At 50.7% G+C, this 19,631-nt stretch carries 18 protein-coding genes; 11 read left to right on the plus strand and 7 right to left on the minus strand.

All coding sequences use genetic code 11. The features are described from left to right. Entirely contained in the window at window positions 1-1,758 is a 1,758-nt protein-coding gene (locus tag A1SC_RS02670) for a DUF3300 domain-containing protein (RefSeq protein WP_016262871.1), read from the minus strand. Window positions 1,759-2,110: 352 nt separating this feature from the next. Here A1SC_RS02670 and acnB point away from each other — a divergent pair, with 352 nt between their 5' ends. The 3 genes from acnB (at window position 2,111) to yacL (ending at window position 6,132) form a co-directional block, all read left to right on the plus strand. Next, on the plus strand, window positions 2,111-4,708 hold the full coding sequence (gene acnB, locus A1SC_RS02665; RefSeq protein ID WP_016262872.1) for a bifunctional aconitate hydratase 2/2-methylisocitrate dehydratase: 2,598 nt from the start codon (window positions 2,111-2,113) through the stop codon (window positions 4,706-4,708). 505 nt (window positions 4,709-5,213) lie between these two features. After that, window positions 5,214-5,546: a hypothetical protein gene (locus A1SC_RS02660; RefSeq protein WP_000708862.1), complete on the plus strand. Its 333-nt coding sequence runs from the start codon at window positions 5,214-5,216 to the stop codon at window positions 5,544-5,546. A 223-nt stretch (window positions 5,547-5,769) separates the two neighbouring features. After that, window positions 5,770-6,132 (plus strand): protein YacL, encoded by a 363-nt coding sequence (gene yacL / locus A1SC_RS02655; RefSeq protein ID WP_001517750.1) that lies wholly within the window; start codon window positions 5,770-5,772, stop codon window positions 6,130-6,132. 37 nt (window positions 6,133-6,169) lie between these two features. On the opposite strand, the gene speD is transcribed toward yacL, so the two are convergent. From speD to A1SC_RS02640, 3 genes are all read right to left on the minus strand, one after another. Beyond that, entirely contained in the window at window positions 6,170-6,964 is a 795-nt protein-coding gene (gene speD / locus A1SC_RS02650; protein WP_000734282.1) for an adenosylmethionine decarboxylase, read from the minus strand. A 15-nt stretch (window positions 6,965-6,979) separates the two neighbouring features. Next, entirely contained in the window at window positions 6,980-7,846 is an 867-nt protein-coding gene (gene speE, locus A1SC_RS02645; protein ID WP_000818362.1) for a polyamine aminopropyltransferase, read from the minus strand. A gap of 105 nt (window positions 7,847-7,951) precedes the next feature. After that, on the minus strand, window positions 7,952-8,299 hold the full coding sequence (locus A1SC_RS02640) for a YacC family pilotin-like protein (RefSeq protein WP_000846616.1): 348 nt from the start codon (window positions 8,297-8,299) through the stop codon (window positions 7,952-7,954). Between the two features lie 165 nt (window positions 8,300-8,464). On the opposite strand from A1SC_RS02640, the gene cueO reads away from it, so the two are divergent. Continuing rightward, window positions 8,465-10,015 (plus strand): multicopper oxidase CueO, encoded by a 1,551-nt coding sequence (gene cueO, locus A1SC_RS02635; protein ID WP_016262873.1) that lies wholly within the window; start codon window positions 8,465-8,467, stop codon window positions 10,013-10,015. A 195-nt stretch (window positions 10,016-10,210) separates the two neighbouring features. Here cueO and gcd read toward each other — a convergent pair whose 3' ends face one another. Continuing rightward, window positions 10,211-12,601: a quinoprotein glucose dehydrogenase gene (gene gcd / locus A1SC_RS02630; RefSeq protein ID WP_001517753.1), complete on the minus strand. Its 2,391-nt coding sequence runs from the start codon at window positions 12,599-12,601 to the stop codon at window positions 10,211-10,213. 205 nt (window positions 12,602-12,806) lie between these two features. Between gcd and hpt the strand changes: the two genes are divergently transcribed. After that, on the plus strand, window positions 12,807-13,343 hold the full coding sequence (gene hpt / locus A1SC_RS02625) for a hypoxanthine phosphoribosyltransferase (RefSeq protein ID WP_000683336.1): 537 nt from the start codon (window positions 12,807-12,809) through the stop codon (window positions 13,341-13,343). Window positions 13,344-13,383: 40 nt separating this feature from the next. Here hpt and can read toward each other — a convergent pair whose 3' ends face one another. Further along, entirely contained in the window at window positions 13,384-14,046 is a 663-nt protein-coding gene (gene can, locus A1SC_RS02620) for a carbonate dehydratase (protein WP_000651596.1), read from the minus strand. Window positions 14,047-14,154: 108 nt separating this feature from the next. Between can and A1SC_RS02615 the strand changes: the two genes are divergently transcribed. From A1SC_RS02615 to A1SC_RS02600, 4 genes are all read left to right on the plus strand, one after another. Continuing rightward, complete coding sequence (locus A1SC_RS02615; protein WP_000150640.1) at window positions 14,155-15,081, plus strand: ABC transporter ATP-binding protein; 927 nt, start codon at window positions 14,155-14,157, stop codon at window positions 15,079-15,081. Then, window positions 15,078-15,848, plus strand: coding sequence for an ABC transporter permease (locus A1SC_RS02610; RefSeq protein WP_016262874.1), 771 nt, complete (start codon window positions 15,078-15,080; stop codon window positions 15,846-15,848). Before A1SC_RS02615 ends, A1SC_RS02610 begins: the two co-directional genes overlap by 4 nt. Window positions 15,849-15,952: 104 nt before the next feature. After that, window positions 15,953-16,393, plus strand: coding sequence for a PTS sugar transporter subunit IIA (locus tag A1SC_RS02605; protein ID WP_000901999.1), 441 nt, complete (start codon window positions 15,953-15,955; stop codon window positions 16,391-16,393). A 56-nt stretch (window positions 16,394-16,449) separates the two neighbouring features. After that, complete coding sequence (locus tag A1SC_RS02600; protein WP_001517754.1) at window positions 16,450-17,676, plus strand: polysaccharide deacetylase family protein; 1,227 nt, start codon at window positions 16,450-16,452, stop codon at window positions 17,674-17,676. A gap of 3 nt (window positions 17,677-17,679) precedes the next feature. Here the strand turns inward: A1SC_RS02600 and panD are convergent, their stop codons facing one another. Further along, complete coding sequence (panD, locus tag A1SC_RS02595; RefSeq protein ID WP_000621515.1) at window positions 17,680-18,060, minus strand: aspartate 1-decarboxylase; 381 nt, start codon at window positions 18,058-18,060, stop codon at window positions 17,680-17,682. Between the two features lie 273 nt (window positions 18,061-18,333). On the opposite strand from panD, the gene A1SC_RS02590 reads away from it, so the two are divergent. Together A1SC_RS02590 and A1SC_RS02585 are read left to right on the plus strand one after the other, a co-directional pair. Further along, the gene (locus A1SC_RS02590) at window positions 18,334-19,278 is read left to right on the plus strand and encodes an Rpn family recombination-promoting nuclease/putative transposase (protein WP_016262875.1); all 945 of its coding nucleotides are present in this window, start codon (window positions 18,334-18,336) and stop codon (window positions 19,276-19,278) included. Between the two features lie 68 nt (window positions 19,279-19,346). After that, entirely contained in the window at window positions 19,347-19,604 is a 258-nt protein-coding gene (locus A1SC_RS02585) for an RpnC/YadD family protein (protein ID WP_016262876.1), read from the plus strand. Window positions 19,605-19,631 lie beyond the last annotated feature (27 nt).

The raw sequence follows: 19,631 nt of genomic DNA on the forward strand, positions 1-19,631 counted from the left end.
TTACCTTTCCAGTCGTCTTGCTCCACGCTCAGACAACCGTTCGCGTACCGCTGACCGTTGTTCGTTATTCAGTCTGGCCGGACGGTTATTGTCGTTTAAACGCTGCGGGTGACTCTCCTGAATTCTCGCGCGTGCGACCTGCCGCTGTTCTGGTGATGCCGATTGAATACGCTGGCGGGCGTTATCACGCTGTTGTTGGTTCTGCGGGCGCTGCTGTACTTTTTCTTTAAATACCTGGCGCTGTTCGGGAGTAGTGGACTGAATATGCTGACGTGCCGTCTCTCTTCGCTGCTGATTCTGCGGGCTGGTTTGCATTTTCTCGCGGACTGCCTGGCGCTGCTCAGGAGAGGCCGATTGATAACGCTGGCGAGCGGTGTCCTTTTGCTGCCGGGTCAGTGGCTGGTGACGGCTGAACTCGCGGAAGTCGTCATAACTCCCATCGTGTTCCGCCTCATTAAACCGCTGTGCCGCAGCCTGACGTTGGGTGTCGCGCGTAGTGACTGGTGCAGCATGTGTTCGTTGCTGAAACTGACTTGCAGCCGCCTGGCGCTGGTTGTCGCGCGACGGTGCGGGTAGTTGTGTGGCGCTCATACCGCTTTTGACATCGGTTTGATGAAATCGCTTAGTCATATCCTGATCATGATAAGGCACACCATCGCGGTAATTCGGATTGTGCCGCCATGCCATATTCTTATCCGTAAGATGCTCACCGGTGATACGGTTGAAATTGTTGACGTCGATGTTGATGTTGTCGCCGTTGTGTTGCCAGCCGTTGCCGTCACGATGACCACCGTCGTGGTGATGATAATCATCGTTGTCGTGGTGATGGTGGTCATGATCGTCGTCATCCCAGTCGATGCTGCTGAATAACGCGTATGTGGTGGCAACGCCCATGCTGTAGCCGAATCCGCGCACGAAGCTGTCAACAAACGGTTCTCCGGCTGGTGGCGGCAGGTAAACCGGCGGATACGCGGTATTGGCCCAGTTCCCGTAAACCACGGTTGGGTTGTAGTTGGGAATATAAACTACATCCGGATTGGCTGGCTCAATGGTTATTACGGTCGGCGCAGGTTCTGCGACGACGGGGCTGGATGTTGAAACGGTATTGTATTGTGTGACAGGAGCCGTGACAGTCTGTTTTAGCGGTACGGCTTGCTTCGTGGTCGTAATAACTTTCTGTTCAGTTGATGACTTCAGTGACCCGGTTTGTTGCGCCAGTTGCCGCAAACGTTGTACCGAGTCCATCACATCCTGCGGTTGCGCCAGAAACGCATCGCCAAGATTTTGTACCCACAGCGGGTTTTCACCCATCAACGCCATCAATTGCGGAAAAGCCACCAGTGATTTGACGCTGGCATCCCACGGCTGACCGGATACTGCCTGAATAGCCGCATCGCCTTGTTTGAGCGGGTTATCGTGCGACCACTGCACGGCCTGGGCGACATTTGCCGGATAGGTCGATGCCATCAGCACTTGCGAAAGCAGTGCATCGGGGTACAGCGCGACAGGTGCGAGCCATTGATCGATTTGCGCAGTACTGAAGGCAGATTTGACGACGGCAGGCGTTACCGGGGGCATGGAAACTGTTGCAGGAAGCGTAACCGCAGCGACGTCAGGCGCAGGCTGTTGTGTTGATTGCGCTACTACGGGGGCTTCCACCGTGCGACTTTTCACATACAACGTACCGGAAGCGGCACATAGCCCGGCGCTGCAAATTAGCGCCAGCACATGGGGTTTAAACGGCAAAGTAATTTTCATAGTCCTGATCTCAAGGAAATCGCAATGGTCGACGAACTGCCACCCGCAGGTGCTGTAGGCACGAGTATAAAGAGGCGGTAGTTTAAATTTTGACTAATGTTGGGATTTGTTGAGAAGGGTGATTATCACAATGCGAATTAACAGGTTTTTCGGAGGGAAACAATCTCTAGACTATCCTTAACGATTCAGCCACTTTTTTATGTTGCTTTTTTGTAAACAGATTAACACATCGTCAAAATCCTGCTATTCTGCCCGTTGCGGTACTGGGCATTTACCCTACAAACTGCTGTCTCACAGGAGCGTGAAGAGAATCGCCTGCCGCACTATGACAATGAGAGCGAGGAGAACCGTCGTGCTAGAAGAATACCGTAAGCACGTAGCTGAGCGTGCCGCTGAGGGGATTGCGCCCAAACCCCTGGATGCAAACCAAATGGCCGCGCTCGTAGAGCTGCTGAAAAAACCGCCCGCGGGCGAAGAAGAATTCCTGTTAGATCTGTTAACCAACCGTGTTCCCCCTGGCGTCGATGAAGCAGCCTATGTAAAAGCAGGCTTCCTGGCCGCCGTCGCAAAAGGTGAAGCCAAATCTCCGCTGCTGACTCCGGAAAAAGCCATTGAACTGCTGGGCACCATGCAGGGTGGTTACAACATTCATCCGCTGATCGACGCGCTGGACGATGCCAAACTGGCACCGATCGCTGCTAAAGCACTGTCCCACACGCTGCTGATGTTCGATAACTTCTATGACGTAGAAGAGAAAGCCAAAGCAGGTAACAAATACGCGAAGCAGGTTATGCAGTCCTGGGCGGATGCTGAATGGTTCCTGAATCGCCCGGCACTGGCTGAAAAACTGACCGTTACCGTCTTCAAGGTCACCGGCGAAACCAACACTGATGACCTCTCTCCTGCACCGGATGCGTGGTCACGCCCGGATATCCCGCTGCACGCGCTGGCGATGCTGAAAAACGCCCGCGAAGGGATCGAGCCAGATCAACCCGGTGTTGTTGGCCCGATCAAGCAGATCGAAGCCCTGCAACAGAAAGGTTTCCCGCTGGCTTATGTGGGTGACGTTGTGGGTACGGGGTCTTCGCGTAAATCCGCTACTAACTCTGTACTGTGGTTTATGGGCGACGATATTCCACATGTGCCGAACAAACGCGGCGGCGGTCTGTGTCTCGGCGGCAAAATTGCGCCAATCTTCTTTAACACGATGGAAGATGCCGGTGCACTGCCAATTGAAGTGGACGTTTCCAACCTGAATATGGGCGACGTGATTGACGTTTACCCGTACAAAGGTGAAGTGCGTAACCACGAAACCGGTGAACTGCTGGCGACCTTTGAACTAAAAACCGACGTACTGATTGATGAAGTGCGGGCGGGCGGTCGTATTCCGCTGATTATCGGTCGCGGTCTGACCACCAAAGCGCGTGAAGCGCTCGGTCTGCCGCAGAGCGATGTGTTCCGTCAGGCGAAAGATGTCGCTGAAAGCGATCGTGGCTTCTCGCTGGCACAGAAAATGGTGGGTCGCGCCTGTGGCGTGAAAGGCATTCGTCCGGGCGCTTACTGCGAACCGAAAATGACCTCTGTCGGCTCTCAGGACACTACCGGCCCAATGACCCGTGATGAACTGAAAGACCTGGCGTGCCTGGGCTTCTCGGCTGACCTGGTGATGCAGTCTTTCTGTCATACAGCGGCGTATCCGAAGCCGGTTGACGTTAACACGCACCATACGCTGCCTGACTTCATTATGAACCGTGGCGGTGTGTCGCTGCGCCCAGGTGATGGCGTAATCCACTCCTGGTTGAACCGTATGCTGCTGCCGGATACCGTGGGCACCGGTGGTGACTCCCATACGCGTTTCCCGATCGGTATCTCCTTCCCGGCAGGTTCTGGTCTGGTCGCGTTTGCTGCGGCGACTGGCGTCATGCCGCTGGATATGCCGGAATCCGTTCTGGTGCGCTTTAAAGGCAAAATGCAGCCGGGCATCACCCTGCGCGATCTGGTACACGCGATCCCGCTGTACGCAATCAAGCAAGGTCTGCTGACCGTTGAGAAGAAAGGTAAGAAAAACATCTTCTCTGGTCGCATTCTGGAAATTGAAGGCCTGCCGGATCTGAAAGTTGAGCAGGCATTTGAGTTGACCGATGCTTCCGCTGAACGTTCCGCTGCGGGCTGTACCATCAAGCTGAACAAAGAGCCGATCATCGAATACCTGAACTCCAACATTGTCCTGCTGAAGTGGATGATCGCGGAAGGTTACGGCGATCGTCGTACCCTGGAACGTCGTATTCAGGGCATGGAAAAATGGTTGGCGGATCCTGAGCTGCTGGAAGCCGATGCTGATGCCGAATACGCGGCAGTGATCGACATCGATCTGGCCGATATCAAAGAGCCAATCCTCTGTGCACCGAACGATCCGGATGACGCACGTCCGCTGTCAGCGGTTCAGGGCGAGAAGATCGACGAAGTGTTTATCGGTTCTTGCATGACCAACATCGGTCACTTCCGTGCAGCAGGTAAACTGCTGGATGCGCATAAAGGCCAGTTGCCGACCCGCCTGTGGGTAGCACCGCCAACCCGGATGGACGCCGCGCAACTGACAGAAGAAGGCTACTACAGCGTCTTCGGTAAGAGCGGCGCGCGTATCGAGATCCCGGGCTGTTCACTGTGCATGGGTAACCAGGCGCGTGTGGCGGACGGCGCGACGGTGGTTTCCACCTCTACCCGTAACTTCCCGAACCGTCTGGGTACTGGCGCGAACGTCTTCCTGGCTTCTGCGGAACTGGCAGCCGTTGCAGCGCTTCTTGGCAAACTGCCAACGCCGGAAGAGTACCAGACCTACGTTGCGCAGGTAGATAAAACAGCCGTTGATACTTACCGTTATCTGAACTTCAACCAGCTTTCTCAGTACACCGAAAAAGCGGATGGGGTGATTTTCCAGACTGCGGTTTAAGGTAGTAGCCTGTTGTGAAAAGCCACTTCTTTTGGGAAGTGGCTAAGACTGATGATAAACGCAACATTGCCTGATGCGCTGCGCTTATCAGGCCTACAACGTTTCTGCAATTTATTGAATTTGCACTATTTTGTAGGCCGGATAAGGCGTTTACGCCGCATCCGGCAAGAACAAAGCGCACTTTGTCAGCAATCTGAGCCACTTCTTTTGGGGAGTGGCTTTTTTTGCCGGAATATCTGACGGGCAACTCAATAACGTTAATTCTCAGAACCCGCACTCTTTTCCTTAATGATAGTGTTTCCCTGCATGTAAGAGAGCGATTATCATAATAATGTCGTTATCATTTTAGTGAATTATATTTTTATGTTTTAAATGAATATGTTCGCTAAAAAATCAATCGATTTCAATTCTGATAGGCGAAATAAGATATTGATAGTGTTTATCCTATTTGATTTTCTGCTGGTTATTACAGGGTGAAGTTTTTCACTTAATGGAGATAAAGTGAATGAAAAAAGCGTTTATTATAATTATCTTTTTTCTACTATGCGGCAACGCTTTTGCCGCGACAGCAAAATTACAATATTTGTTTGTCGCAAATGGTGGATTAGTGGGTTTTTATGAGGACGGTAATGTCAGGGGATGCGCACAGTGTGAGCCGATGAAAGAAAACCTTTTAACCATGAGCACTGAATCTCCTATATCACACTGGAAGCGAAATGCTGATGTGATAACAACCACCGACGCAGAGGGAAGTAGCGATCTTCAACTTTATGATAATGGCAAGATTACGGATGACTGGTGGATTTTTGATTATAAAACAATTCACCCTCTTTATTAATCTATGTTTTGTGCGCAGAGTAGCACTGGATTGTCTTCTTCCCTGGTAAGAAGATGTCTGTCGAAAATGACAAAAATTCTGGCCATGGTGGCTGGAACGCTTTTTTCACTATTTTTATCTCTAAACCATCGTCGTTCCGCTGTTTTTCTCTGGTAAGGCTGCGATAATTACATCAATGGCGCAATGCGATTTCGGCGCATTGCCGGGAGCAGAGGAACACACTATGGATTACGAATTTCTGCGCGATATTACCGGAGTGGTAAAGGTGCGCATGTCCATGGGGCATGAAGTGGTCGGGCACTGGTTTAATGAAGAGGTGAAAGAAAACCTGGCCTTGCTTGATGAAGTGGAACAAGCCGCGCGCACATTAAAAGGTAGCGAACGTTCCTGGCAGCGGGCAGGGCACGAATACACCCTGTGGATGGATGGCGAGGAGGTGATGATCCGCGCCAATCAACTGGAATTTGCGGGTGACGAAATGGAAGAAGGGATGAACTACTACGACGAAGAAAGCCTGTCGCTGTGCGGCGTTGAGGATTTTCTTCAGGTGGTGGCGGCGTACCGCAATTTCGTACAGCAGAAGTAGGTAAATCTGGCGGAGCCTTCGTGCTCCGCCAGAGCTGTTAAACGGCAGGCATATTACGCCCGTAATAAATTTCGCGCATTTCTTTCCATAGCGCAGCGGTAATCTCTTTGCGCTCGCTGTCGGTTAAATCTTCCGGTTTGGTGTGGAACATGTAGTGCTTAAGGTCGAACTCTTTAAGCAACATCTTGGTATGGAAGATATTTTCCTGATAGACGTTTACATCCACCATGTCATACAGCGCCTTTATATCTTCAGACATAAAGTTCTGAATCGAATTAATCTCATGGTCGATAAAGTGCTTCATACCGTTAATATCGCGGGTAAAACCGCGCACGCGATAATCAATGGTCACGATATCGGATTCAAGCTGGTGGATCAGGTAATTCAACGCCTTCAGCGGGGAAATCACGCCGCAGGTAGAGACTTCTATGTCGGCGCGGAAAGTACATAAACCGCCTTCAGGATGGCTTTCCGGGTAGGTATGTACGCAAATATGACTTTTATCGAGATGCGCAACCACGGCTTCTGGCAGCGGGCCGGGGTGTTCCGTTTTGTCGATAAGTTTCGGGTCGACAGGTTCTTCGCTCACCAGAATAGTGACGCTGGCACCTTGTGGTTCGTAATCCTGGCGGGCGATGTTAAGAATATTGGCCCCGATAATGGAACAAGTTTCTGACAGGATTTCGGTCAGACGGTTGGCATTATAGAGTTCATCGATATAAGCGATATAACCGTCGCGCTCTTCGGCGGTTTTGGCGTAGCAGATATCGTAAATACAAAAACTCAGACTTTTGGTCAGATTATTAAAGCCATGCAGTTTCAGTTTTTTCAATTTCTTATCTTCTCCTTAGGACGCCTGTGAAGCCAGTGCGTCTTGCAGATACTGGGGTAAGGCAAACGCTGCCGTGTGGATTGCCGGGTTGTAATAACGGCATTTCAGGCCAGAGGCGAGAAAACGTGCCTGAATAATTTCGGTAGAGAGATGGCGTAAGGCGTCGTTATCTGTCGCCCATGCAAAGGTCATGATGCCGCCGTAATAGGTCGGGATTGCCGCCTGATAAAAGCCAACATCGCTGAAGTAATGGCTGAGTTTGCGATGGCTGTCGATGGCTTCTTCCTGCTGTAAAAAGCAGACGCCGTTTTGCGCGACAAAAATACCGCCAGGATTCAGGCAGCGTTTGCAGCCTTCATAAAATGCTGAGGTGAACAGGCTTTCGCCGGGACCGATGGGATCGGTGCAGTCGGAGATGATGACATCAAAGGTCTGGCTGGTTTGATTCACGAAATTGACGCCATCGTCGATCACCAGTTTAAAACGGGGATCGTCGTAGCTACCGGCGTTATGGTTAGGCAGATACTGACGGCAGAAAGACACTACGCCCGCGTCGATTTCCACCATCGTGATTGACTCAACGTTTTTATGTCGGCTTACTTCACGTAACATCGCGCCGTCGCCGCCGCCAATGATTAACACGTGTTTAGCGTGACCGTGAGCCAGCAGCGGAACGTGGGTCATCATCTCATGATAGATAAATTCGTCGCGCTCGGTGGTCTGTACTACGCCATCCAGCGCCATTACGCGACCAAATGCGGCGTTCTCAAAAATGATCAGATCCTGGTGATCGGTCTTTTCATGATACAGAACGTTATCTACAGCAAAGTACTGCCCAAACTGGTCGTGTAGCGTTTCATGCCACAGTTTTTTTTCGGCCATGGGTTGATACCTCCTTTGTTAACACCCGTAAAAAAAGGGCGCAACATAATAGCTAACATTGACCGCGGATGCACGGTCAATGTTTCTACAAAAAGGTATCAGGAATTATTTTACGTAGGCAAGCAGGCTTAAGGAATCGCGGGCCAGGGCTTTACACTTTTTAGCGACGGGAATGCCGATACCGCTCAGATCGCGGTAGCTATCTTCACCGAGGGCTTTCATGTCGAAGTTGTCGTAGTTGCTGAGATCCCACTGGTTTTGCTGGGCAAAAAAGACCAGTGCGCGACGAATCTGCCCGTTAGGCAAGTTCTGGTAACCGCAATCGTTCTTCAGAAAAACAAAAACTGCCGTTAAATCGGCCATATCTTCGGCTTCAGACTCGCTGAGCGCGTAACTGTTTGCGCATACAGCCATCAGGCTGCCGAATAATACTGTTCTGAAAAACGTCTTCATTGCTTCTACCAGGGGCTTAAAGAAGATAAACGTTAGCACACTGCGAGCGAGGCGACGACCATTATTGTGGATTAAGTTGTGTCTGTGGCTTGACCTTCCCGTAAGGGGAAGGACTATGCTCAACGTTTGATTTTGTTTCGCCTGCTTGAGAATAAGGAAATATCTATGCAACGTCGTGATTTCTTAAAATATTCCGTCGCGTTAGGCGTGGCTTCTGCTTTACCACTATGGAGCCGCGCGGTTTTTGCTGCTGAACGCCCAACATTACCGATCCCTGATTTGCTCGCTACCGATGCCCGTAATCGCATTCAGTTGACCATTGGCGCAGGCCAGTCCACCTTTGCTGGAAAAACGGCGACCACCTGGGGCTATAACGGCAATTTATTGGGGCCTGCGGTGAAGTTACAGCGTGGAAAAGCCGTGACGGTTGATATCTATAACCAACTGGCGGAAGAGACGACGTTGCACTGGCACGGTCTGGAAGTGCCGGGGGAAGTGGACGGCGGCCCGCAGGGAATTATTCCGCCTGGCGGTAAACGCACAGTGACGCTGAATGTCGATCAGCCTGCCGCTACCTGCTGGTTCCACCCGCATCAACATGGCAAAACCGGGCGTCAGGTGGCGATGGGGCTGGCTGGGCTGGTGGTGATTGAGGACGATGAGATCCTGAAATTAATGCTGCCAAAACAGTGGGGGATCGATGATGTCCCGGTGATTGTTCAGGATAAAAAATTTAACGCCGACGGGCAGATTGATTATCAACTCGATGTGATGACCGCCGCCGTGGGCTGGTTTGGCGATACGTTGCTGACCAACGGCGCTATTTACCCGCAACATGCCGCGCCGCGTGGCTGGTTGCGGCTGCGTTTGCTCAATGGCTGTAACGCCCGCTCGCTCAATTTTGCCACCAGTGACAATCGCCCGCTGTATGTGATCGCCAGCGATGGTGGCCTGTTGCCTGAACCGGTGAAGGTGAGTGAACTTCCGGTGCTGATGGGCGAGCGTTTTGAAGTGCTGGTGGAGGTTAACGACAACAAACCGTTTGATCTGGTGACACTGCCTGTCAGCCAGATGGGAATGGCGATTGCACCGTTTGACAAGCCGCACCCGGTAATGCGTATTCAGCCGATTGCCATTAGTGCCTCTGGTGCTTTGCCGGATACCTTGAGTAGCCTGCCAGCGTTACCTTCGCTGGACGGATTAACGATACGCAAACTGCAACTCTCTATGGATCCGATGCTCGATATGATGGGGATGCAGATGTTAATGGAGAAATATGGCGATCAGGCAATGAGCGGAATGAACCACAGCCAGATGATGGGCCACATGGGCCACGGCAATATGAATCATATGAACCACGGCGGGAAGTTCGATTTCCACCATGCTAATAAAATCAACGGTCAGGCCTTCGATATGAACAAGCCGATGTTTGCGGCGGCGAAAGGGAAGTTCGAACGTTGGGTTATCTCTGGCGTTGGCGACATGATGTTGCATCCGTTCCATATTCACGGCACCCAGTTCCGTATCTTGTCGGAAAATGGCCAACTACCAGCGGTGCATCGCGCGGGCTGGAAAGATACTGTGAAGGTGGAAGGTAATGTCAGTGAGGTGCTGGTGAAGTTTAATCACGATGCACCGAAAGAACATGCTTATATGGCGCACTGCCATCTGCTGGAGCATGAAGATACGGGGATGATGTTAGGGTTTACGGTATAAAAAGACCGTATTCGGAAATATGCCCGGATCTCTCCGGGCATGAAACTGATGACAAACGCAAAACTGCCTGATGCGCTACGCTTATCAGGCCTACGCGCAATGTATTGAATTTGCAAATGTTTTGTAGGCCGGATAAGGCGTTCACGCCGCATCCGGCATGAACAAATCGCACGTTGTCAGCAATCTGAGCAAGCCTTACTTCACATCATCCGGCAGCGCATAAGCCACAATATAGTCGCCCATCTTCGTACCAAATGAACCGTGACCGCCTGCGGAGATCACCACATATTGCTTACCATTCACTTCATAGGTCATCGGCGTTGCCTGACCACCTGCTGGTAAACGGCCCTGCCACAATTTTTCACCGTTGCTCATGTTGTAAGCGCGCAGGTAGTTATCTGCCGTAGCGGCAATAAACAACACGTTGCCCGCAGTGGAGATTGGCCCGCCGAGCATTGGCATCCCCATATTGAACGGCACCGGAACGGGCATCGGGAACGGCATACTGTCCTGCGGCGTACCAATACGTTTCTTCCATACCACTTCATTGGTTTTCAGATCCAGCGCCGAGATGTATCCCCAGGCAGGCTGTTTACACGGCAGACCAAACGGCGAAAGGAACGGGTTGAGCGTTACGCCATACGGCACGCCATATTGCGGCTGAATGCCGGATTCCGTACCTGTGCCTTTGGCATCTTTCGGCTGTTCCATCGGGTTACCCGGGCCACGCGGGATCAGTTTCGACACAAACGGTAGCGCCATTGGGTTGGCAATTGCCACTTCACGATTCGGATCAACGGAAATCCCGCCCCATTCGAACATTCCCAGGTTACCCGGGAAGACCAGAGTACCCTGTTCAGATGGTGGGGTGAAAATGCCTTCATAGCGCATTTGGTGGAACATCACGCGGCACACCAGTTGGTCAAACATGGTGGCACCCCACATATCCGCACCGCTCAAATCTTTCGTCGGACGGAAGCTGAGTTCAGAGAACGGTTGGGTAGGAGTAACGTAATCGCCTTTCGCTGCGCCTTGTGGAACCGGTTTTTCCGGAGCCGGAACGACCAGTTCGCCATTACGACGATCGAGTACAAAAATGTTGCCAGTTTTTGCAGGAGCGTAAATGACCGGCACTTTTTCACCGTTAACGGTGATATCCGCCAGCGTTGGTTGTGCCGGAAGATCCATATCCCACAGGTCGTGGTGAACGGTCTGGTAACTCCACGCCAGTTTCCCGGTGGTGGCATTCAGTGCCAGAATCGAGCTGGCATAACGTTCCTGTTCCGGTGTGCGGTTACCGCCCCAGATATCGGGCGTGGTTACGCCCATCGGCAGATACACCAGATCCAGCTTCGCATCATAGGCCGCAGGTGCCCACGAGTTTGGCGAGTTAAAGGTAAAGGTGTGTTCGTCTGATGGGATGGCGTTCGGATCTTTCGCGCCCGGATCAAAAGCCCACAGCAGTTCACCGGTGTTGACATCAAAACCACGGATTACGCCAGACGTTTCGCGGGTTGAGAAGTTATCGGTGACTGAACCGGCCATCACGATGGTTTTATCGGTGATAATCGGCGGCGACGTCGGTTCATACAGACCCGGTTTGGTATCCGGCATGTTGCTTTGCAGGTTGAGCACGCCTTTATTGGCGAAGGTTTCGCACAGCTTGCCGTTTTCAGCGTTAATTGCAATCAGGCGACCATCATTCACAGGAAGAATGATACGACGCGGGCAATCCGCCATCACTTCCGGCGAAGCAGTTTCTGCTTTGGCTTCATGGTAAGAGACGCCACGGCAGGTTACATGCTGGAAAGACTCGTTGGTTTTCAGCTCAGGATCGTAATGCCATTTCTCTTTGCCGCTGGCGGCATCGAGCGCAAACAGACGCTGGTGAGCGGTACACAGGTAAAGCGTGTCGCCTACTTTTATCGGCGTCACTTCATTGGTGATTTCGCCCGGATCGTTCGGCTGTTTCACATCGCCTGTGCGGAACACCCAGGCTTCTTTCAGCTTGTGGACGTTATCGGCGTTAATCTGCTTTAGTGGTGAATAGCGTTGACCTTCCTGATTGCGGCCATAGGCAGGCCAGTCCTGATCGGCAACGGGGGAGATAGCTTCGGCAGGTGTGGCATCAGCGCTTAAGGTGCCGTTGATTTCCTGCGGATCGTGAAATCCGGCCCAGGTGAGGATACCACCGCTAATCAACAGTGCGACCACCAGTGCGGCAACTGCGCCGCTGGCAGGAATGACCAGGCGATGCCAGACAAACGGCAGGATCAGCCAGATACCGAAGAAGACCAGGATATCGCTGCGCGGAGTGAGTGCCCAGAAATCGAAACCGACCTCCCAGACGCCCCAAATCATGGTGCCGAGCAGCAGAGCGGCGTACAGCCAAAGTGCTGCGCGTTTACTGCGCCACAACATCCAGGCGACGCCAAGCATCACCAGACCAGCGATGGGGTAGTACCAGGAGCCGCCAATCGCGACCAACCAGCCTCCACCAATGAGAAGATATAGCCCGCAGAGTGCTGCAAAAAGGGCGGTTAGCGACACGAGTAAGCGTCGCGAGCCGGTATTGTTAATTGCCATAAAGAAACACCATTTCAATTAATTAATATTTTAGTAGCAATTAATTATAGGTTTTAACATGTGTGATCGTCATCACAATTTGAGCTTTATTAACAGATTCCGCCAATGAATAGTTTTGCTGGTATACTGCGTGTCTTGCGCTTTGTTGCGGCGCTGAAACCCGCCCGTGCGAAGTGATTTGTTTTTAAATCATATGGTTAGAGATATGAAACATACTGTAGAAGTAATGATCCCCGAAGCGGAGATTAAAGCGCGTATCGCTGAACTGGGTCGTCAGATTACTGAGCGTTACAAAGACAGCGGCAGCGATATGGTGCTGGTAGGCCTGCTGCGTGGCTCATTTATGTTTATGGCGGACCTGTGCCGTGAAGTTCAGGTATCTCATGAAGTCGATTTTATGACCGCCTCCAGCTACGGTAGCGGCATGTCCACCACCCGTGATGTGAAAATCCTCAAAGATCTGGATGAAGATATCCGCGGCAAGGATGTGCTGATTGTTGAAGATATCATCGACTCGGGTAATACACTGTCGAAAGTGCGTGAAATCTTAAGCCTGCGCGAACCGAAATCGTTGGCGATTTGTACGCTGCTGGATAAACCGTCTCGCCGTGAAGTGAACGTACCGGTAGAATTTATCGGTTTCTCTATTCCGGATGAGTTTGTGGTTGGCTACGGCATCGATTACGCACAGCGTTACCGTCATCTGCCGTATATCGGCAAAGTGGTGCTGCTGGACGAGTAAGTGCGGATGTGCCGGATGTGTTGCATCCGGCATGGCGAATTTATTTGTGGTTGATGTGCTTTAGCTTGAGGTTGGAAATCCCGTGGCGATAACGTTGCTCCAGGGTTTCGCGGTTGGTGGCTGTAACATCCAGATCGCGCAGCAAGCCGTCGTGAATGCCGTAAGCCCAGCCGTGGATGGTCACTTTCTGCCCGCGTTTCCATGCTGACTGCATAATGGTGGAGTGGCCCAGGTTATATACCTGTTCCATTACGTTCAGTTCGCACAGGGTATCCAGACGGCGCTCTGGCGGCATTTCGCCAAGCAATGAGCTATGTTTGAACCAGATATCGCGGATGTGCAGCAGCCAGTTGTTGATCAGCCCCAGTTCCGGGTTTTCAACCGCGGCTTGCACACCACCGCAACCATAGTGGCCACAGATAATAATGTGTTCAACTTCGAGAACATCCACTGCATACTGCACCACGGAGAGGCAGTTGAGATCGGTGTGAATGACCAGGTTGGCAACATTACGGTGAACAAAGAGTTCGCCCGGCTCAAGACCGGTTAAACGTTCTGCAGGAACGCGACTGTCGGAACATCCAATCCATAGAAAGCGCGGTTTTTGCGCTTGTGCCAGTTTCTCAAAAAACCCGGGATCCTCTTCCACCAGCATTTTTGACCATAGTGCATTATTGCTGATGAGTGTATCTATGTCTTTCATGGAGGTTAACGACCTGTAACCAAATAATTACGTTTGGCTAATATAGGGCAACTCCGGGACGATTTAAACCACAGATAAAGTGTAAGAACGTAAGGTAAGTAAAAATTTATGACCATTGCACTGGAACTTCAACAGCTTAAAAAAACCTATCCAGGCGGCGTTCAGGCGCTTCGTGGAATAGATTTACAGGTCGAAGCCGGCGATTTTTATGCGCTTCTGGGGCCGAACGGAGCCGGGAAATCGACCACCATCGGTATTATTAGCTCGCTGGTGAATAAAACCTCCGGGCGGGTCAGCGTATTTGGCTACGATCTTGAAAAAGATGTCGTGAACGCCAAACGCCAGTTAGGACTGGTGCCGCAGGAATTTAACTTCAACCCGTTTGAAACCGTGCAGCAAATTGTGGTGAATCAGGCGGGGTACTACGGTGTAGAGCGCAAAGAAGCGTATATCCGCAGCGAAAAGTATCTTAAGCAGCTTGATTTGTGGGGAAAACGCAACGAACGTGCGCGTATGTTATCTGGTGGGATGAAACGCCGTTTAATGATCGCCCGTGCGTTAATGCATGAACCTAAACTGCTGATTCTGGATGAACCAACGGCAGGCGTGGATATCGAACTTCGCCGCTCAATGTGGGGATTTTTGAAGGATTTAAACGACAAAGGCACCACGATCATTCTCACCACGCACTACCTGGAAGAAGCAGAAATGCTGTGTCGCAATATCGGCATTATTCAGCATGGTGAACTGGTGGAGAACACTTCGATGAAGGCGCTATTGGCGAAGCTGAAATCGGAAACCTTTATTCTCGATCTTGCGCCGAAAAGTCCATTACCGAAGCTCGATGGCTACCAGTATCGGCTGGTGGATACCGCTACGCTTGAAGTTGAAGTGTTGCGCGAGCAGGGGATTAACAGCGTATTCACGCAGCTAAGTGAGCAGGGCGTGCAGGTATTAAGTATGCGTAACAAAGCCAACCGTCTGGAAGAGCTGTTTGTTTCACTGGTTAATGAAAAACAAGGAGATCGCGCATGATGCATCTTTACTGGGTGGCGCTAAAAAGCATCTGGGCGAAAGAGATCCATCGCTTTATGCGTATCTGGATACAAACGCTGGTGCCGCCGGTCATCACCATGACCCTTTATTTTATTATCTTTGGTAACCTGATTGGTTCGCGCATTGGCGATATGCATGGCTTTAGTTATATGCAGTTTATCGTGCCGGGGCTGATCATGATGTCGGTGATCACCAATGCCTACGCTAACGTTGCATCATCATTTTTTGGTGCCAAGTTCCAGCGTAATATTGAAGAATTGCTGGTAGCGCCGGTGCCAACACACATCATCATTGCCGGATATGTCGGCGGTGGCGTGGCGCGCGGACTGCTTGTTGGCATGCTGGTGACGGCTATTTCGCTATTCTTTGTGCCGTTTCAGGTGCATTCGTGGGTATTTGTTGCTTTAACGCTGGTGCTCACGGCGGTGTTGTTCTCTCTTGCCGGACTGCTGAACGGTGTGTTTGCCAAAACGTTTGATGACATCAGCCTGGTGCCGACCTTTGTGTTAACGCCACTCACTTATTTGGGCGGGGTATTTTACTCCCTGACTTTACTGCCGCCGTTCTGGCAGGGGCTGTCGCACCTGAACCCGATAGTCTATATGATCAGTGGTTTCCGCTACGGCTTCCTCGGCATTAATGATGTGCCGCTGGTCACTACCTTTGGTGTACTGGTTGTCTTTATTATTGCGTTTTATCTGATCTGCTGGTCGCTGATTCAGCGCGGACGCGGCTTGCGTAGCTAAGTTGATCTCCTCTCCTCCGGATGCGGGGGAGGGGAGTTTTGACGGTTATCACCCTTTATCAACAATGGTCAGGGTAGACTGATTTTCGGCTAAGGAGGAAAGCGATGTTAGGTTGGGTCATTACCTGTCACGACGATCGGGCGCAAGAGATACTGGATGCGCTGGAAAAAAAATATGGCGCACTTATCCAGTGCCGGGCAGTGAATTTTTGGCGTGGTCTTAGTGCCAATATGCTTAGCCGAATGTTATGTGATGCCCTGCATGGGACGGATTCCGGCGATGGCGTGATCTTTTTCACGGATATCGCGGGCGCAGCGCCTTATCGCGTTGCGTCTTTATTAAGCCACAAACATTCCTGTTGCGAAGTGATTTCTGGTATCACGCTACCGTTAATTGAACAGATGATTGCTTGTCGTGAAACAATGTCGAGTGCAGAGTTCCGCAATCGCATTGTCGAACTGGGGGCTCCTGAAGTCAGTAGTCTCTGGCATCAGCAACAAAAAAATCCCCCCTTTGTGCTCAAGCACAATTGGTTCGAGTATTAAATCGCATTCCGATTTTGCTACACTAACGGCGTTGTTTCTCGCCTGGTTGTTTCCTCATGATTAAAAAGTTTATTTTTCTACTGCTGCTGGTTTCATCTGGTGCCGGCGCAGCGCTTCCCATGCGTTATATGCAAACCACTCAGGATGCGGCTATCTGGGGTAAAATTGGCGACAAAACGGTAACTGTTGGTAACATTCGCGCCGGGCAGATTATTTCGGTCATGCCAACCGCAGCCGATTATTATGAATTCAACTTTGGTTTTGGTACGGGATATATTGATAAAGGTCATCTGGAACCGGTACAAGGGCGGCAAAAAGTTGAAGATGGCCTGGGGGATTTGCATAAGCCACTGAGCAACCAAAATCTTATTACCTGGAAAGATACACCGATATATAACGCGCCTGATGCTGGCAGCGCACCATTTGGCGTGCTGGCCGATAATTTGCGTTATCCCATTATTAATAAATTGAAAGATCGCCTGAATCAAACCTGGTATCAAATTCGTATTGGCGAACGTCTGGCCTATATCAGTGCGTTAGATGCGCAGCAGGATAATGGTATTCCTGTATTGACCTACCATCATATTTTACGCGATGAAGAGAATACCCGTTTTCGCCATACTTCGACCACAACGTCGGTACGTGCATTCAATAACCAGATGACCTGGTTGCGCGACAGGGGATATACCACGTTAACCTTGTATCAACTGGAAGGATATTTGCATAATTCGATAAATCTTCCAGCTCGCGCGGTTGTGCTGACTTTTGATGATGGCTTAAAATCGGTAAGTCGCTATGCGTATCCTGTTCTGAAACAATATGGTATGAAGGCGACGGCATTTATTATTACCTCGCGTATTAAACGTCACCCACAAAAATGGAATCCGCAGTCATTACAGTTTATGAGTATTTCTGAACTACGTGATGTCAGCGATGTTTTTGATTTCCAGTCACATACCCATTTTTTACATCGGGTTGATGGTTATCGACGACCAATATTACTCAGCCGTAGTGAGCACAATATTCTGTTTGATTTCGAACGCTCACGCCGGGCGCTGACGCAATTTAATCCGCATGTATTGTATCTTTCTTACCCGTTTGGCGGATTTAATGATAAAGCGGTTAAAGCGGCAAATGAAGCCGGGTTTCATCTGGCGGTGACCACCATGAAAGGTAAAGTTAAACCGGGGGATAATCCATTGTTGTTAAAACGGCTTTATATCTTAAGAACGGATTCGCTGGAGACAATGTCGCGGCTGGTGAGTAACCAGCCGCAGGGGTAATACTCAGGCAACCTGTACCGGAATGGCTTTTGCGGTACGTTTCATTTCGTTGTCGCCTTCAAAGTAGGCGACGTTTGGCCGCCAGGTACGGGCTTCTTCATCCGGCATGGTGACGAAGCTGGCGATGATCACAATATCACCGACGCTGGCGCAGTGGGCCGCCGCACCGTTGACAGAAATAATTCTCGAACCGCGTTCTGCCGCGATAGCGTAGGTGGAGAAACGCTTGCCGTTGGTGACATTCCAGATATCGATGGCTTCGTTTTCGAGAATACCTGCTGCGTCAAGAAAATCCTGGTCAATGGCGCAAGAACCTTCATAGTGCAGGTCCGCATGAGTCACTTTCACGCGGTGGAGTTTGCCCTGCAGCATCGTGCGAATCATAACTTCTACCTTTCTACCCTGTCGTTAACGAAGCAGGCGATGCCTGCCTTGAGAAAATTCTCACGCAGTATTGCCCGATTTTTGTTTAGTGTCTACTCATCTGAGGCCATTTACAGCGGGAGTTTGCGTGCCGCGCCGAAGCCCGCTATGCAACTCCTGTAACCGATTGAAATTTCTCTGAACGCTGCTCGGTAAACAATAAAGAGACGGCTGACGACGGTATACATTGACTGGATACTGCCTTCACGCAAGCCAACATGGAAGACAGGGAAGATGGACGCACCAAGTACCACTCCGCATGACGCGGTTTTTAAACAATTTTTAATGCATGCGGAAACGGCCCGCGATTTCCTGGAGATACATTTGCCAGCGGAATTACGCGAGCTGTGTGATCTCGACACGCTGCATCTTGAGTCGGGGAGTTTTATCGAAGAAAGCCTGAAAGGGCATAGCACTGACGTACTCTATTCTGTGCAAATGCTGGGTAATCCCGGCTATCTGCATGTTGTGATTGAACATCAAAGCAAACCGGACAAAAAAATGGCCTTTCGCATGATGCGCTACTCTATTGCCGCCATGCACCGACATCTGGAAGCGGACCACGATAAGCTGCCGCTGGTGGTGCCGATTCTGTTTTATCAGGGCGAGGCCACGCCTTACCCACTCTCGATGTGCTGGTTTGATATGTTTTACTCACCGGAGCTGGCGCGACGTGTCTATAACAACCCTTTCCCGCTGGTGGATATCACCATCATGCCAGATGATGAAATCATGAAACATCGGCGGATTGCGATTCTCGAACTGCTGCAAAAACATATTCGCCAGCGCGACTTAATGTTATTGCTGGAGCAACTGGTCACGCTGATTGACGAAGGGTACACTAGCGGAAGTCAGTTAGTTGCCATGCAAAACTATATGCTGCAACGCGGTCATACTGAACAAGCGGATTTGTTTTACGGTGTGGTGAGAGACAGGGAAACGGGAGGGGAGTCTATGATGACGCTGGCGCAGTGGTTTGAAGAGAAGGGTATTGAGAAGGGTATTGAGAGGGGGATTGAGAGGGGAATTGAGAAGGGAATTGAGAAGGGGATTCAGCAGGGAAGACAGGAGGAAAGGCAAGAATTCGCCCAGCGTTTTCTGAGTAAAGGGATGTCTCGGGAAGACGTTGCAGAGATGACGAATTTATCTCTTGCTGAGCTTGATAAGCTAATTAACTAAGTTGCCGGCATTATCAGTTATAGCCAGATAATGATTATTATTAACTGACCAGATAATTAAGGGAACCTATGGACATAAAGACACGGAGAGAAACCAGGCAGACGTTGGCGCAGTGGTTTGAAGAGAAGGGATTTCAGAAGGGATTTCAGAAGGGATTTCAGAAGGGATTTCAGAAGGGATATAAAGAGGGACTCCAGAAGGTAAGACAGGAAGTAAGACAGGAATTCGCCCAGCGTCTTCTGAGTAAAGGAATGCTTCGTGAGGATGTTGCAGAGTTGGCAAATTTACCACTTACAGAGATTGATAAGCTAATTAACCTTAACTAAGTTACCTGTGTTATGACAGATTACGTG

The organism is Escherichia sp. KTE52 (genome assembly GCF_000408325.1).
GTDB lineage: Bacteria > Pseudomonadota > Gammaproteobacteria > Enterobacterales > Enterobacteriaceae > Escherichia > Escherichia marmotae.

Bases quoted from the DNA above. Each gene is read 5' to 3' on its own strand.
- A1SC_RS02600 (WP_001517754.1), top strand. From the start codon at position 16,450: ATGATTAAAAAGTTTATTTTTCTACTGCTGCTGGTTTCATCTGGTGCC.
- speE (WP_000818362.1), bottom strand. From the start codon at position 7,846: ATGGCCGAAAAAAAACTGTGGCATGAAACGCTACACGACCAGTTTGGG.
- yacL (WP_001517750.1), top strand. From the start codon at position 5,770: ATGGATTACGAATTTCTGCGCGATATTACCGGAGTGGTAAAGGTGCGC.
- A1SC_RS02640 (WP_000846616.1), bottom strand. From the start codon at position 8,299: ATGAAGACGTTTTTCAGAACAGTATTATTCGGCAGCCTGATGGCTGTA.
- gcd (WP_001517753.1), bottom strand. From the start codon at position 12,601: ATGGCAATTAACAATACCGGCTCGCGACGCTTACTCGTGTCGCTAACC.
- A1SC_RS02590 (WP_016262875.1), top strand. From the start codon at position 18,334: ATGGACGCACCAAGTACCACTCCGCATGACGCGGTTTTTAAACAATTT.
- A1SC_RS02670 (WP_016262871.1), bottom strand. From the start codon at position 1,758: ATGAAAATTACTTTGCCGTTTAAACCCCATGTGCTGGCGCTAATTTGC.
- A1SC_RS02605 (WP_000901999.1), top strand. From the start codon at position 15,953: ATGTTAGGTTGGGTCATTACCTGTCACGACGATCGGGCGCAAGAGATA.
- cueO (WP_016262873.1), top strand. From the start codon at position 8,465: ATGCAACGTCGTGATTTCTTAAAATATTCCGTCGCGTTAGGCGTGGCT.
- hpt (WP_000683336.1), top strand. From the start codon at position 12,807: ATGAAACATACTGTAGAAGTAATGATCCCCGAAGCGGAGATTAAAGCG.
- A1SC_RS02615 (WP_000150640.1), top strand. From the start codon at position 14,155: ATGACCATTGCACTGGAACTTCAACAGCTTAAAAAAACCTATCCAGGC.
- A1SC_RS02610 (WP_016262874.1), top strand. From the start codon at position 15,078: ATGATGCATCTTTACTGGGTGGCGCTAAAAAGCATCTGGGCGAAAGAG.
- A1SC_RS02585 (WP_016262876.1), top strand. From the start codon at position 19,347: ATGGACATAAAGACACGGAGAGAAACCAGGCAGACGTTGGCGCAGTGG.
- A1SC_RS02660 (WP_000708862.1), top strand. From the start codon at position 5,214: ATGAAAAAAGCGTTTATTATAATTATCTTTTTTCTACTATGCGGCAAC.
- panD (WP_000621515.1), bottom strand. From the start codon at position 18,060: ATGATTCGCACGATGCTGCAGGGCAAACTCCACCGCGTGAAAGTGACT.
- can (WP_000651596.1), bottom strand. From the start codon at position 14,046: ATGAAAGACATAGATACACTCATCAGCAATAATGCACTATGGTCAAAA.